Raw genomic sequence first — 14,743 nt, 5'->3', positions numbered from 1 at the left:
GAACCACAGCCATCGGTCAGAATTTGAAATTGTAGGTGACGGAAGGAATGATGGGGAACAGCGACACCTGCCGGGCGCGGTAGCCGGTTACCTGCTCCGTATCGGGGTCCTTTACCTGGTCGAAATACACGAAGTAAGGGTTGCGCCGATTATAGGAGTTGTAAACGCTAAAAGTCAGGTCCGACTCATCGAACCAGCGGTTGGGCTTCATATTCCAAACTAGGCCCAGATCGAGGCGGTGGTAGGGGGCCAAACGGTATGAGTTACGGGCGGGGTAAATGGGTACGGCCACGGCTTCAGCCCCGTACACTTCCTGAAATACAAAACGACCTTGGGGCAGGGTAGTGGGCGCCCCAGAGCTATACACGAAGGAGCCCGTCAGGTTCAGACGTTCGGTGAGCTGATGCAATAGCACCACGGTGAGGTTGTGGCGGCGGTCGTAAGTAGGATAGAAGTCGTCGCCGTTATTAATGCCCGTCGTGCCGCGCTGGGGGGCAAATCTGCGCTGGCTCCAAGCCAATGTGTAGCCTATCCAACCAGTGGTTCGACCCGTTTTCTTTTCCAGATACAGCTCGTTGCCGTAGCTCCAGCCTTTGCCAAACAGAAACTCCTCATCCAGATCCGGATTCACGAACAGCTGGGCGCCATCTTTGAAGTCAATCTGATTCTGAGCCCACTTGTAGTACACCTCGTTGGTTAGCAAAAATTGCCCCCCACCAAGCAAAAAGCTCACCCCGGTAGCTACCTGCTGGGAGCGTTGCGGCTTCACCGACTCCCGCGATGGGTACCAGATATCAGTAGGCAGCGAAGCGCCGGAATTAGTGACCAAATGCACATATTGGTACATAAGGGCGTAGCTGGCTTTCAACGACGTATTGGGCGTAAGCGAGTAGCGCGCCGCCGCGCGCGGCTCTAGGCCCGCGTAACGGTCGGAGCCACTCTGGAAACCGGTCAGTCGCAGGCCGTATTCAAGTTGCAGCTTGTCGGTGGGCTTGAAGTTGTCGCTGGCGTAGAGGGCGGCCTCCTGGCCGCGGTAGCTTACATCGGAGCCAATATCCAGGCGGCCATCGTCGCTGCCGGCTTGCAGGCGCCCCACGCCAAAAATATGGTCGGTGGCGGTGGCGCCAAACTTAAGCGTGTGGCGCTCATTGGGCTGGTATTCAAAGTCAGTCCGCAGAGCTATATCGCGAATATCGGAGGCGAGGTTGAAGCTAAACTGGTCGATTTTGTTAGTGACGTCGTACTCGTAGCGCGTAAACGACGCCGTGGTATTCACAAACAGCTTCGGCGAAAACACGTGATTCCAGCGCAGGGCGCCCACCGTATTGCCCCAGGTAAAATCGAAGTTGAAGCTGCCCGCGCTGTTGAAGCCAAACACGTCGCGGCCGTAGTAGCCAGTTAGAAAAATCTGGTCTTTGGCGCCGAGCTTATAGTTGGCTTTGGCGTTATAATCGGCGAAGTAATAATTGGGAATGGGATTGTACTCCGGATCGTCAACGTTCAGCTTATTGATCTGGCGCGTAAATACATCGAAGTACGTGCGCCGCCCCGACACGATAAAAGAGCCTTTATCCTTTACAATGGGCCCTTCCATTGTGAGGCGCGAGGAAATGAGGCCAAGACCTCCGCTCACCCCCAGCTTTTTGGTGTTGCCCTCGCGCAGCTTCACATCCACCACCGACGACAAACGCCCCCCAAACTGTGCCGGAAAGCCACCTTTGTATAAATCCACGCTTTGCACGGCATCCGGATTGAACACCGAAAACAGCCCAAACAAGTGCGAAGGATTGTACACCACTGCCTCATCGAGCAGATACAGGTTTTGGTCAGAGGAGCCGCCGCGCACGAAAAGACCGCTGGTGCCCTCGCCACCATTCTGCACTCCCGGTTTGAGCTGTAAGGTTTTCAGCAAATCGACTTCCCCAAACAAGGCCGGCAGCAGCTTGGCCTCGCGGGTGGTGAGGCGCTCCACGCTCATTTGGGTGGTTTGCAGCTTTTGCTCCAAAGTGCCCGAGCCCTCTACTATCACCTCGCCCAACTCATTGGCGGCCAGCGGCAAAACAAAGGAAATGCGCTGCGTACGATTCACGTTTATCTCCCGCGTCACCGTTTCGTACCCGATGAAGGAGATAACCACTGTGTAGCGCCCCGCTGGCAGGGGCAGGGAATAAAAGCCCCGCTCATCGGCCGTTACGCCCGTATTTAGAGCCGGCACGGCCACGGAGGCGCCCGGCAACACGCCTTGATCAGTGGCGTCGCGCACGAAGCCACTCAGCGTAACGGTGGCCTGGGCCAATGCTAGCTGGGGCAACGTGCACAGAATCAGTAAGAAGAGTAAGGACTGAACAAAGGGTACTACTACACGCATAGCTTGACAACGAACAGGATCATAAATGTACTATGCGGGCTGGAAGGCATTTGGAGACAAAAACAAGATAACAACTGCAAAAGACAAGTGCTTGGCTCTGGGCAGGTTGACAAACGAAGCTTCTCGGTCTGAGAGTAATAGCCACAAAACAAGCTAGCCCACTTTACAGCGGGATAACAGCCGAAAAGAAAAAAAGGCGGCTGGGGGGCAAATTTGGTGCGTTACTGAATCACAGACCCGATAGCCTGACTAAGCTGCTGGGCCGGCACCACCCCCGACTGCCGCCACACGGGCTGGCCTTTGTGGAAGAGAATAAGCGTGGGAATGCCCTGCACCCGGAATTGCTGGGCCGCCGCCGGGTTCTTATCTACGTCCACTTTAATCACTTTAACTTTTCCCTGGTGCTGACTGGCTACTTGCTCCAGAATAGGAGCCATTGTTTTGCAGGGGCCGCACCAGTCGGCATAAAAATCGACCAGCACCGGCATTCCGGGGCTGCTGATGAGTTCGGCGAAAGACTTTTTAGGCATGATCTGAGGTATAAACGACGCTGGAACTATGAAAATAAGTAACCGCCAGGCGAGCAAAAAGCCCCCCAGCCCAACCTGTTACTACGCAATTGCGACCAAAAAGGGACGCGTTGCTACCACAGACACACAAAAAAAGCCCGGCGCTGCAACGCCGGGCTAGTACTAAGTGAGGAAAGGAGAAAACAAAAAAAGCGAATTATTTGCGGTTATCCACTACCGTCACATCGTTGGCTACCGCAGGAAGCTCAAAACGCCCCCCAACAACCCGCTTTCCCGCTACCCGGCACTCCCAGGCATACTTACCTGGTACAGCACGGGCGGCCTCACCTTTCTCGGTTTTAAAGTACTCGGGCTCGGAAGGCTCCGATGGGAACAGCACATCTATTCCATTTTTGCCCTTCTCCACTTCCTTGGTTAGCAAATACTCCCTACCCGATGTTTGATCTACTACAATAAACGTAGCGGAGTACGTACCCAACTGCCCAAATTTGTCCATTACACCCAATTTGATGTACGCATCGGTCGAAACCAACCAGGTTTGCGCGTGGGCCTTGGTCGGCGTCAGCAAGATCAAAGCCAGGAAAAAACCAGCGACCCGCAGTAAAAGTGCAAAGCGCCGAGGTAAGCGAAGAGTAAGAGTTTGCATAGGGAAATTGGTAAAAGAGGTGAAAAAGACAAAATTTGTGTTTAGAACTATTTTAATGAATTTTTGAACTTCAGTTGTTGGTAAATTGGTTGATTATACCCTGAATAATGGTAAAAGAAGCAATATAGCAAATATGAGAACTTGTTTTGACTGTTGAGATTCTGAAACCAGATTTAGAATTTATTCGAGTATAAGCATTCAGGGTGAAACTTGTTTATTACAACACGCTTCCGCTAAATCTCTCTGCTATCATCGGGCCAACTTCTTACATAATTGCATTTTATGTCTCGTCGGCGCTTTGAAAATGTTGCTACTAATTCTGTGGCAAGTCCTGAGTCTCAGTGTGAGTTATGTGAGCGGCATGTGCGTTTTGTGTCGCGCCACCACCTCATTCCGCGTGAAGAAGGCGGTCGGCATGGGCCTACAGTGGCTCTCTGCCAACCTTGCCATAGTACCGTACACCTGCTGCTCACCAACCGGGAGCTGGCTAAAAAATATTTTTCAGTTGAGGCTTTGCGGGAAGCGGAGGAGCTTCAAAAATATTTGCATTGGGTGCGTCGTAGTCGTATAGAGCATATCTCCAATCGTCGGCGGCGGCGCTAACCTGCGCGCATCGTTTCAGGAGAGAAGTTGTTCTCGCTCTTGAAATTCCTCAATCTCCACTCAACAGGTTCTGCTTTTGGCGCATTATTTCGTTCCCTACGCGAAGGCGAAGCACCAGCCCACCATTTTAGTCGATAGTACGGGCCTGCGGGCGGCGCTGGTATTGGCCCACTGGCGCGGAGCCGCCACGCCCGTCGCCCTCCGCGACGATACCAGCGCTGGCTCGGTGCTCAAAGCTTTGCGTGCGCCCCACACGCCAGGGATGGAAGCACAGGCCGTGAGTGCCAACCATTTTGACGTGGATGGTTTCGTGGGCGTGTGGAGTTTACTCAATCCCGCGTTAGCTCTGCTCCACGAGCCATTGCTGCGTCTGGTAGCCACGCTCGGCGACTTCCGCGAACTGGACTGGACTAATCCGCTGGCCGATGATGCTCTGAAGCTGGTTTGCTGGCTCAATGCCAGGGAAAAGGAGCTGTTTTATCCGCCCTTCGGTGCGCCGGCTCTGCGACGCAACGAAGCCGAAGCTTCGGCCGAGAAATTCGCCTGGTTTCTGCCTGCCTTCGGCGACATTCTGGAAAACCCGGAGCTGGGGCGCGCCGCCTGGGAACCTGAATACGCGCGGATACGCAGTGCTATCGAGGTGATGCAAAGCTCTGCTACGCGCCTCGTGCGCTACCCGGAGCTGGGTTTGGTGGTTGTGCACACGCCCGAGCCGCTGCCGTATTACGCCCTGTTCGGCCCCACTGCTGGCTTCGATATCGTGCTAAGTTGCTACAATGACCGGCGCTACGAGCTGGAATACAAGTACACCACCTGGATTGACCTGGAATCGCGGCCCACGCTGCCGCGCCTGCCGCTCAACGCCCTAGCTGAGCGTCTGACTAGCCAAGAAAAGCCCCCCAGCGCCTGGGTTTTCGACGCCATCACCGATACGGGCCCGCTACTGCGCCTGGGGGGCAAAAAGCTCAGCAAAGCCCAGCGCTACGCCGACCCCGACCAGCGGCCAATCGAAATTTCTTCTATTGATGCCGAAACGATGGAGCGGGAAGTAGTGACCTTTTTCCGAAAAGGCTATGCGAGTATTACGCCCCGCCGCTATTGGACGTGGGCCGAGATGAAAGCGGCCGAGAAGGAGTAAAAAGCTGCAAATAAGTGACCTGAATTTGGTGCTGCGAAATTAGGGTTAGAAAGCTAGAGCTAGTTCCCCTCCTCAGCTGAATTCCGCGCATGGCTACTCACTTTCCCCAAACCCAACCACGCGCAGGGTGCTAATGCCCCCTACACCTTTGCGCACATTAATCTGTGTGGTTACGCGCTCTTTCAAGGCTTCCACGTGCGAGATAATCCCGATCATCTTGCCCGTGCCTTGCAGAATTTCGAGGGCAGTGAGGGCCACTTCCAGCGCATCGGCGTCGAGGGTGCCGAAGCCTTCGTCGATAAACAGCGTCTCAATCTGGGTTTTGTGGCCAGCCAACTCCGATAAGCCCAGCGCCAGCGCCAAGCTCACCAGAAAGCTTTCGCCCCCGGAAAGCGAGCTCATGGAGCGGGTACTGTCGGCCTGATAATGGTCCACGACCAGCAGATCGAGGTACTCGTGCGGGTTGCGGGCGATGCGGTAGCGGTCGGTGAGGCGGGTGAGGTGGCGGTTGGCCAGCTCCGTGAGACGCGTGAGGGTGAGGCCCTGGGCAAACTCGCTGAACTTCTTGCCATCAGCCGAACCGATAAGCTCCGCCAGCTGGCGCCAACGCTTGGCTTCCTGCTGCTGCTTTTCCAGGGTAGCTGCCAGCTCAGCGTGACGAGCCAGTCCCTGATGGTGGTCGTGGAGGCGCTGCCGCCGCTGCCCAAGCTGCTGGTGCAGGTCAGCCAGGTTTCGCTCCGCCGCGCGCAGTTGCTCCCGTATTGCCTCCGCTGATTCAGCCGTTAGCTCTTTGCGCTGCTCCAGATCCAGCTGCTGAAGGGCCTCCGTAAGTGTGCTTTGCGTGGTGAGCAAGGCGCGCTCGTGCGTATGCAATTGATCGAAGAGGCGGCGCGCTTCGGCGTCGGGAAGGAGGCGCGTGCGTAGCTCCTCCGGGCTGGGGGGTAAATTTGCGGCTTGCAGGTCAGCTATCAGCTTAGTGTAGAGCTGGTCGCGCTCCTGCTGCTCGCGGGCTGTTTCCTGCTCCAACTGCCGCAGCCGCTCATCGGTGCGGGATAATTGGCTTTCGTGCTCACAGAATGTTTGGTGGCTCCGCTCGTAGGCATCCGTAAGAGCTTTTACAGTATCCATCAGCTGCTGGCGTGCCTGCGCTACATGCAGGCCGGCAAAGAACTGCTGCCGCTGCTGGCGTTGCCGCTGAATTGCCTCGTGGTGGCGCACCAGCTCCGCTTTGCGGGTAGTAAGCCATTCCTGCGTTTCGGCCAATGCTTTTTTTAGCTCTTCTCCCTGCGCCTGAGCAGCGGCGCGCTGGCTTTCGGCCTTATGTATCGCCTCTTTTTGCTGCTCATACTCCGTGGTAAGCTGCTCTAGCTGCCCCATCAGGGCTGCTCCATTATCGCCCGTGAAGGTGAGCTGGAAATACGCCAGCATACTGCTTACCTGCTCCCGAATCTTGGGAGCCCGGTCGCGGGCATCTTCCAGCTTTTCGGTGAGCTCATTCAGCTTTGCTTCCGCCTGCCGCTTTTGCTCGCTGGCCAGCTGCTGCTCCCCGTGGGCTTTGGTGCGAAGCACCATGGCCGCGTGGTGCTGCTCCTGCAACTCACGCAGGCGCTGCGCCAGGGCCCGCGCCTGCCTGGGGGCCATTTCTTCCTCCTCCGTTGTCAGCGGACGGTGAATTTGTAGGTTCTCCGCCGAAATTTGCCCCCCAGCATTCTCCAGCATGCCCGCCGCCGTCAGCAGCTTCTGCACGCGTCCATTCAGGGCTCTAACCTGTTGGCCCAACGATTCCTCCCGCTCTTTATCACGCTGCAAAGAGTCAGTGGTAACACCTAGTGCGCCCAACGCAAATGGGTGCTCGGCGGCTCCACACAAGGGGCACGGCTCGCCGGCTACCAGGTAGCGGCGCGCTTCCTCATGGCTTAAGATCAGCTGCTGGGCTTGAAGCAGCTTACGCAAATCAGCCAGGTGTTTTTCCTGGTCGGCGTGCTGGGCCTGCAAGCCTGCTGCAAACTGTTGCAAGCGCGCCATCCAGGTGTCGCGCTCCGCTTCTGTTTGCTGCTGGGCAGCTGCTAATTCGGTGGTCTGCTTTTCAGCATCGGCCTGGCGGGTGGTGGCCTGCGCGCCTAGCAGCCGGGCTTGTTGCAGCGCCAAATTCTGAGCTTTTTGCTGGGTTGTCAGCTCTTGCAGCTCCCGGTCTACGTCGGCCAGATCTTCCAGGTGACTGCCAAGTTGGGGCCGGATGTTGGGTAGTTCAGTTCGGCGGCTATGCAAGGTGAGCCAGGCGGTAAGTTCTTTCAGCTCCTCACCCAGACGGCGTGTCTGGCAAGTGGCTTGCTCGTATTCCGCCTTCTGCCGCTTGCACTGCTCGTTGCGCTGTTCGTATTCCTGCTTTTCCTTTGTGATCTGGGCTTCCTCAGCCTGAATAACGGCATCCAGCTTTTCCGCCTCCAGCAGCTTCGGGTTTTGCTCCTCCTGATTCGCCAGAGCCTCGTCGCGGGCCTGTTGCGTCGTGGCTCGGCTAGCCTGCACGGCGTCTAGCTGCTGTTGCAGCTGTGGGCGCTGCTCCCGCGCTTGGGTGGCTTCGTGCTGCATCCGCTGCAACCGGGTATCGGCAGCTTGCAGCAATTCCCACGGCGTACGGAAGGGTAGTGCCTGCTCGTGCGCAGTTAGGCGCTGACGCAAAGGAGCTAACGTTTCCGCCTCAGCGGCGAGAGTAGCCAGCGTTGTTTGGGCCCGCTGCTGTCGGGTAGCTAAGTCAGCAAGCTTGGTGAGCCAGGTTTGGGCTTCCTGTAGATTTTGCTGGGCGGCTGCGCTGGTTTGCGCCTGTTGCTCAATAGCCGCCATTTCGGTTTCGATGGCTGTTACTTCTTCATTTGAGAAAAGCGTAACGCCCGCCAGCCCTGTCCGCAGCACCTCCACCTGTTGGGCCTCTTCCTTGGCTTTTCGGAAGGCAAAAACCGAAATGTCAGAGTACTTGCGCGTATCCGTAATCTTCTCCAGCAGCTGCGCCCGCTCACCGGCGGTTGACTTCAAAAACCGCGTAAACTCACCCTGAGCAAGCAGCACTGAGCGCAAAAACTGCCGATACTCCAAACCGCTCAGCTCCGCCACCCGGGCCGGCACCCTGGATTTGTAGCTCTCAATAATGGGCCAATTTTCATCAGAAGCATCAGCAGTCGGACCAATGGGCTCTTCACTTAGCTCCATGCGCGAGTCCTGGAGCTTGCCTTCGGCTTTCTTGCGGGCCCGATACTGACCCCACTTCGAGCGGTAGCGGCGCCCATTCACCTGAAACTCTACCTCGGCCCAGCTTTCTCCCGTTCCATGACTCATCACCTGCTCCACGCCGCCCTCGTGGCGCGGCACCTGCCCATACAAAGCCAGCGTGATAGCGTCGAGAATCGTGGTTTTGCCCGCGCCCGTGGGGCCAGTAATAGCAAATAGGCCCGCGTCGGAAAGAGGCGAGTGGCTGAAATCAATTTCGTGCTGTCCGCGCAGCGAGTTAAGATTGGAAAAACGGACGCGGAGTATTTTCATGTACTTATAAACTCAAATAGCAGACAGTCGACAGGCGGTCATGCAGAGCGCCGCGAAGCATTTTGCGTGCTGACGTCTGATTACTACTCTCACTTAAGCATGCGAGATGCTTCGCGGCGCTCTGCATGATGTTCTTGTAAAACTTTGCTTTTTGTGTAGCCTTTTATTGTATGGATAATACGCTTTCCTTCTACCCTTGCCGCATCAATTCCAACAACTCATCAAAGGCGCTCAGTAATTCCGTCCGTGCTTCTTCCGGCTCTTCCTCCAACCGTTTTTCGAATACCTCGCGTTCAGTAAAATCGTGGAGGCTGCGGGTGAGCGGTTCGGGCTCCTCGCCAAGAGGGCGGAGCGTAAGCATGCGGAAGTGGCGGCGCGCCAGCACTTCCAGCTGGGTGCGGTCGAGCTGGGTGATGACGGCCAGGAGCTGCTCAGCTACTTCCAGTTGCGAAAGCTCAGAGCGAACTTCTACATCGGCCCAGGCAGGTAGCTGGTAGCCAGTGTTTTCGTAAGCAGCCAGGCGCACCAGCACTTCATCTAGCGGGCCGTGGAAGCGAACCAGCCGCCGCGCGCCGGGCACGGGCACGGCTTCGATAGCAAGGCTCTGGGGGGTAAATTCCAGCAGCAATACTTCCTTGGGGTGATCTACCTCAGAAAAAGACAGCGGAATAGGCGAGCCCGAATAGCGAATATGCTCGCGCCCGCCCACTCGCTGCGGGCGGTGCAAATGCCCCAGAGCCACATAGTCGAACACCGTTGGGAAGTGGTCGGCGGTGACCTGGCCCAGGTTCCCGACATGAATGGTGCGCTCTGAATCGGAGGGTGAGGCTCCGGCCGCGTAGAGGTGGCCAGTGGCCAGTACGGGCACGCCGGCCGCTTTCAGCTGCCACACGATTTCTACCTCCGCAATGCGCGAATAGTGATCAGCAATGCCTTGGCGAATACGGGCTTCCCGCTCCTCGGCTTCCTCACCGGGCACCGACAGGCGCACATCCCGGTCGCGCAGGAAGGGGATAGCGCACACCACGAGACCCGGCTTGCCATCGGCGTTATCCAGTACAATTACCTGGTCTTCAAAACAATCGGGTACGCAGCCGACCACGTGCACGCGCAAATGGCGGAGTAGGCGAGCCGGTGCATTGAGCGTAGCCGGGGAATCATGGTTGCCGCCCACCAGCACGATGTCGCGGCAGGCTGTGGCCTGCATTTGCAGCAGAAAGGAGTAATAAAGCTCCAGAGCCGCGTTGGAGGGCGAGCCGGTATCGAAGATGTCGCCGGCCACCACCAGCACTTCCACGCGCTGCGTCTGAATGGTTTCGACCAGCCAGCGCAGAAAGTGACGGTGCTCCTCGGTGCGCTCGTGGCCGCCATTGAAGCGTTGGCCCAAGTGCCAATCGGCGGTATGTAGTACACGCATAGACTTCAAAGATAAAGCGCAAACGGGAGGTTCCCACAGCACAAAAACGCTGAGTCGCGCCAGAGATCATAAAATGACCTCAGCGCGACTCAGCGTTTTTACTCTAATAAGTCTTTAAGAAGGCTCGACTAATGCACCGCCTGCGACTGAAACTCCGTCACGGCTTCGCCTAAATCGAATACTTCAGCTTGCGGCAGGGCCACTTGCAAAATGCTGCTGCCCGCCGCCGAACGGTAGCCACCGGCGCAGTGCACCAGAATCGGCTTGTCGGTGGGTACTTCATGGGCTCGTTCGCGCAGCTCCGGGAGCGGAATTTTTAGGGCTTCCGGGAAAATAGGCTGCTCAGTTTCGGCACGGTTGCGAATATCCACGATGGTAAAATTGTCGGGGCGCTCGCGCACGCGGGCAAGGTCGAGGTCGGGGCTGGAGGTCGGGAGCTGAGAGGGCGTGAGCAGCGCGCCTTCAATGTTGGTTTCGTAGCCAATCTTGGCCGATTTGCGAATCACCGTATCGAGGGCAATCTGAGTGTCGGCCAGCAGGTAGAACTTCTCCTTCGGCCCAACTATAGAGCCCAGCCAGGTTTCAAATTTGCCCCCGTCCATCAGATTAATGGCCCCCGGCAAATGACCGGCCCGAAACTGAGCAGCCGGCCGCGTATCAATAATGAGGGTGCCGGGCACCAGCTCGGTGGCCGAATGCACGCGCGGTACAGCCCGCACGCTATCCTCAAACGGCTGAGCGCCGAGGCGATTCAGTACCACATCATGCCCGAAATACTTGGGCACAAACGGCTGATCCTCCAAAAGCACTTTAATAAACTCTTCCTGCGACATGGGTTGCAGGGCATAGTTGGTTTTCAACTCCTTGCCAATGCTGCTGTCCAGGTCGGTGCTGGTGGTTTTGCCGCAGAGCGAGCCGGGGCCGTGTGCTGGATACACGCGCGTTGTGGGGGGCAAAGTCATCAGCTTCTGGCGGGTGCTTTGGTAGAGGAGGCCGGCAAGCTCTTCGCGCTTGTGGCCACTCACGGCTTCTTCCTCGCGCAAGTCGGGCCGCCCTACGTCGCCCACAAAAAGCGTGTCGCCCGTGAATACGGCGCGGGTTTGGCCCATTTCATCTATCAGCAAAATAGAAATGCTGTCCGGCGAGTGGCCGGGCGTGTTCAGGGAATGCAGCTCCACATTACCCAATGTGATACGGTCGCCATCGTCGAAGGACTGGTGTGGATAAAGGGCTTTTACCAGCTTGCTGCAATAAATAGTGGCGTCGGTTTCCTCGGCTATTTCGAGGTGAGAGGAGACGAAGTCGGCGTGCGGATGCGTCTCAATAATGGCTACGATGGAAGCGTCGTGCTCGTCGGCGAAGTCGTAGTAAGGTTGCGGATCGCGGGCTGGGTCGATAATGGCCACTTGGCGGCCGGAGCGGATAATGTAGCTGGCGTGGGCAAGGCCCTTATCATAAAACTGTTGAATCTGTACCGACCCGGTACTACTGGGCAAGGGGCTCATGGTGGTAGGTTGTGGTGGCGAGGCGGCGCCCTCCGTAGCGGAGATGCGGCCGGCGGTTAGGCCGGCGCTCATTTTCAAATATAAGAAGGCGCGGTCTTCTCTGACAGAAACTGTAAAAAACCAACCTAAGTTTAACCACTAAGCAAATGATTGTCAAGCGAATGCTTGGTTAAATTAAGTGTAAGATCCTGTTCGGATGAGCTTGAATACTAACTGATTCAGCATGTTGGCTCGTTTCCAGCGTTCTGATTGCACTGCTCAGATACTGTTCTGCTCCGACACAAAAAAGCCCCCCAGTCAATTGACTGGGGGGCTTTTTTGCTACGATGGTGCAGGCTTAGCCGCGGACCTTCATTCTGCCTCCTTTGCGATTGGCCATGCGCTCGGTGCGCTGCTGCTCGTATTTGGCGTATTGGTCAGCAGTCAGAATAGTTTTGAGCTGGGCCTCATGACGGTCGCGGGTGGCTTTACCTTTCTGATGATTTTCAATATCCTTGGCCCGTACGGCGTCCATTTCCTTGACATGGGTCAGATGCAGTTGCCGCACCTTTTCAGTTTGTTCGGCATTCAGGCCCAACGATTTGGATAAGTTGGCGGCACGTGCTTCGGCGCGCTGCTCGGGCGTTTTTTTGGTGCGCTGATCCGCCGATTTCTTACCGCGTTGGGTTTGGGCTTGGGCAGGCTTGGTAGGTTGGGTTTGAGCAGAAGCTGCGCCGGCAGTTAATGTGAAAGCGGCGAGCAGGATGAGCATCTTTTTCATTAGGAGAGAGTCTGTGGGTGAAATTCTACTGCTTGGATGCAGATGCCGCCCCATGGTTTAATTGGGTAGGAGCGAGGAGGTATTATGCCTCCGTGCGCTACCTGAACCGGAATATCGCCTATATTCGGGCCACGCAGCCGTTGTTTTAAGGCCGCTATTGCCTCTTCTCACTCCAATTCTCACCTTCTACCTCCCCTCTTTTCTTTTTCTATGGCAAACATTTTCGCCAAAAAACCCCTGGCTCAGTTGCTGGGAGAAGCCAACACCTCCGGCGAAGGCACGCTGAAGCGTACGCTGGGCGCCCTGAACCTGATGGCGCTGGGCATCGGGGCCATCATCGGAGCCGGATTATTTGTGCGCACGGCAGCAGCGGCTGCGCAGGCCTCGGGGCCGGGCGTTACGCTGGCCTTTATTGTGGCTGCTATTGGTTGCGCCTTCGCGGGCTTGTGCTACGCCGAGTTTGCGGCCATGATTCCGATTGCCGGCTCGGCCTACACGTACGCCTACACCACCATGGGCGAGTTTGTAGCCTGGATTATCGGCTGGGCCCTGATTATGGAATACGCCTTGGGCGCGGCCACCGTATCTATTGCCTGGAGCGAGTATCTGAACAAGCTCTTGGAAGAATTTGGCACCAGTATACCCTACAGCATGTGTCACTCGCCCTTCGAGAGCGCCGTGATAAATGGCGTAACGGAGTACGGTATCATCAACCTGCCGGCTTTGCTGGTTATCGTGGCGTTGTCATTGCTGCTGATTAAAGGCACCCAAGAGTCGGCTATGTTCAACGCCATTATTGTGGTGGTGAAAGTGGCTATCGTGTTGATCTTCATTGCAGTTGGCTGGCAGTTTATTGATCCCGCCAACCATACGCCTTACCTGATTCCTGAAAACGCGGAGCCAGTGAAAAATGCTGCTGGCACCGTAGTACGCGAGTACACAGCCTGGAATAAGCACGGCTGGGGAGGCGTTTTGGGTGGCGCAGCCATCGTATTCTTCGCTTTCATCGGTTTTGATGCCGTAAGTACTGCCGCTCAGGAAGCCAAGAATCCTAAGCGTGACATGCCAATCGGTATCCTGGGCTCGCTGGCCGTGTGTACCATTCTTTACATTCTCTTCGGTCACGTACTGACGGGCGTTGCTAACTGGCGCGAATTCGCTGACCCAGCTCTGGGCGGTGAGGCTTCTGTAACCTACGCTATTGCGCAGCACATGCCGGGCTTCGGCTGGCTGGCTACGGCCGTGACGGTGGCTATTCTGGCCGGTTTCTCGTCGGTAATTCTGGTAATGCTCATGGGCCAGAGTCGGGTATTTTTCTCAATGGCAAATGATGGCCTAATGCCCAAAGCCTTCTCCGAGCTGCACCCCAAGTTCCGCACTCCTTACAAGTCTAACCTGGCGCTGCTGGTGTTTGTGGGTGGTTTTGCCGCCTTCGTACCTGGCTCTTTGGCTGGTGACTTAACCTCGTTTGGTACGCTGCTGGCCTTCGTGCTGGTATCGGCGGGGGTTTGGATTATGCGCCGCTCCGATCCAGCGCAGCATCGTCCGTTCCGTGCGCCGCTCTCGTCGCCCGTTTTCCCCTTCGTACCGATTATGGGTATTGTGGTGTGTCTGGGTATGATTCTCGCCCTCGACTTATTCACCCTGAAAGTAGCTTTAGGCTGGATGATTCTCGGCATCATTGTGTATTTCATCTACGGGCAGCGCAACAGCAAGCTCCAGCAAGGCATTGTAGTAGTGCCGAAGGAGATGGAAGAGCAAGCCTTCATCGAGCCCGACAAGGACAACCTGTAGGATCGATTCTGAGCATAAAAAAAGCCCCCCAGAAATTCTCTGGGGGGCTTTTTTGTGGAAGCCAACTTTACGTTACTTCTTCTTGTCAGTGGCGGCCGTCACTTCGCTTTGCAGCTTCACGACCTTATCGCCATTCTCCTGCACAATCACGAAAGCCGGGTTGTCAGCGGTGCCGTTGCGGGTGATGTCGCTGCCCTTGATTTTTTTGGTGATGGATTCCTTATGAACTTCCTCGATTTTGCCGCTGGCTGTGCCAGTGCCGTATTTCCAGGTAACGGTGGTGCCTTTGCGCATGGGAATTTGGGGCTTAGTGCTTGGTACGTAGTGCTGAGGTAGCAGTAAAGCTTGTACTCAGGTAGTCAGCACATTGTTTCGCAGCAGGCAAGGATGAATATCGGGCAAGCGGGCCGGCATTGGCCGCTCCCCGATGAAGGCCGCAGAGAAAGGT

The 14,743-nt window shown here is 56.4% G+C and carries 11 protein-coding genes; 3 read left to right on the top strand and 8 right to left on the bottom strand.

Annotation, left to right across the window (positions count from 1 at the left end; all coding sequences use genetic code 11):
- Window positions 1-16: 16 nt before the first annotated feature.
- The 3 genes from IEW06_RS12010 to IEW06_RS12000 form a co-directional block, all read right to left on the bottom strand.
- Entirely contained in the window at window positions 17-2,368 is a 2,352-nt protein-coding gene (locus IEW06_RS12010; RefSeq protein ID WP_187732736.1) for a TonB-dependent receptor, read from the bottom strand.
- 221 nt (window positions 2,369-2,589) lie between these two features.
- Window positions 2,590-2,898, bottom strand: coding sequence for a thioredoxin (gene trxA / locus IEW06_RS12005; protein WP_187732735.1), 309 nt, complete (start codon window positions 2,896-2,898; stop codon window positions 2,590-2,592).
- Between the two features lie 196 nt (window positions 2,899-3,094).
- The gene (locus IEW06_RS12000) at window positions 3,095-3,544 is read right to left on the bottom strand and encodes a hypothetical protein (RefSeq protein ID WP_187732734.1); all 450 of its coding nucleotides are present in this window, start codon (window positions 3,542-3,544) and stop codon (window positions 3,095-3,097) included.
- A gap of 282 nt (window positions 3,545-3,826) precedes the next feature.
- Here IEW06_RS12000 and IEW06_RS21010 point away from each other — a divergent pair, with 282 nt between their 5' ends.
- Window positions 3,827-4,147: an HNH endonuclease gene (locus IEW06_RS21010; protein WP_373285363.1), complete on the top strand. Its 321-nt coding sequence runs from the start codon at window positions 3,827-3,829 to the stop codon at window positions 4,145-4,147.
- A 76-nt stretch (window positions 4,148-4,223) separates the two neighbouring features.
- Window positions 4,224-5,285: a DUF6687 family protein gene (locus IEW06_RS11995; RefSeq protein ID WP_187732733.1), complete on the top strand. Its 1,062-nt coding sequence runs from the start codon at window positions 4,224-4,226 to the stop codon at window positions 5,283-5,285.
- Window positions 5,286-5,378: 93 nt separating this feature from the next.
- On the opposite strand, the gene IEW06_RS11990 is transcribed toward IEW06_RS11995, so the two are convergent.
- The 4 genes from IEW06_RS11990 to IEW06_RS11975 form a co-directional block, all read right to left on the bottom strand.
- Window positions 5,379-8,819, bottom strand: a complete 3,441-nt coding sequence (locus IEW06_RS11990) for an SbcC/MukB-like Walker B domain-containing protein (RefSeq protein ID WP_188548332.1) — start codon at window positions 8,817-8,819, stop codon at window positions 5,379-5,381.
- 190 nt (window positions 8,820-9,009) lie between these two features.
- Window positions 9,010-10,236: an exonuclease SbcCD subunit D C-terminal domain-containing protein gene (locus IEW06_RS11985; protein ID WP_187732730.1), complete on the bottom strand. Its 1,227-nt coding sequence runs from the start codon at window positions 10,234-10,236 to the stop codon at window positions 9,010-9,012.
- A 128-nt stretch (window positions 10,237-10,364) separates the two neighbouring features.
- Entirely contained in the window at window positions 10,365-11,813 is a 1,449-nt protein-coding gene (locus IEW06_RS11980) for an MBL fold metallo-hydrolase (protein WP_308422011.1), read from the bottom strand.
- A gap of 265 nt (window positions 11,814-12,078) precedes the next feature.
- The gene (locus tag IEW06_RS11975) at window positions 12,079-12,501 is read right to left on the bottom strand and encodes a DUF4890 domain-containing protein (RefSeq protein ID WP_187732729.1); all 423 of its coding nucleotides are present in this window, start codon (window positions 12,499-12,501) and stop codon (window positions 12,079-12,081) included.
- 210 nt (window positions 12,502-12,711) lie between these two features.
- Between IEW06_RS11975 and IEW06_RS11970 the strand changes: the two genes are divergently transcribed.
- Window positions 12,712-14,295, top strand: a complete 1,584-nt coding sequence (locus IEW06_RS11970; RefSeq protein WP_188548330.1) for an amino acid permease — start codon at window positions 12,712-12,714, stop codon at window positions 14,293-14,295.
- A 72-nt stretch (window positions 14,296-14,367) separates the two neighbouring features.
- On the opposite strand, the gene IEW06_RS11965 is transcribed toward IEW06_RS11970, so the two are convergent.
- Entirely contained in the window at window positions 14,368-14,589 is a 222-nt protein-coding gene (locus IEW06_RS11965) for a hypervirulence associated TUDOR domain-containing protein (protein ID WP_187732728.1), read from the bottom strand.
- Between the last annotated feature and the right edge of the window lie 154 nt (window positions 14,590-14,743).

This window comes from Hymenobacter qilianensis (assembly GCF_014638675.1).
Lineage (GTDB): Bacteria > Bacteroidota > Bacteroidia > Cytophagales > Hymenobacteraceae > Hymenobacter > Hymenobacter qilianensis.
The sequence above is the reverse complement of the archived record's forward strand: the minus strand, read 5'-3'. Positions and strand labels throughout refer to the sequence as shown.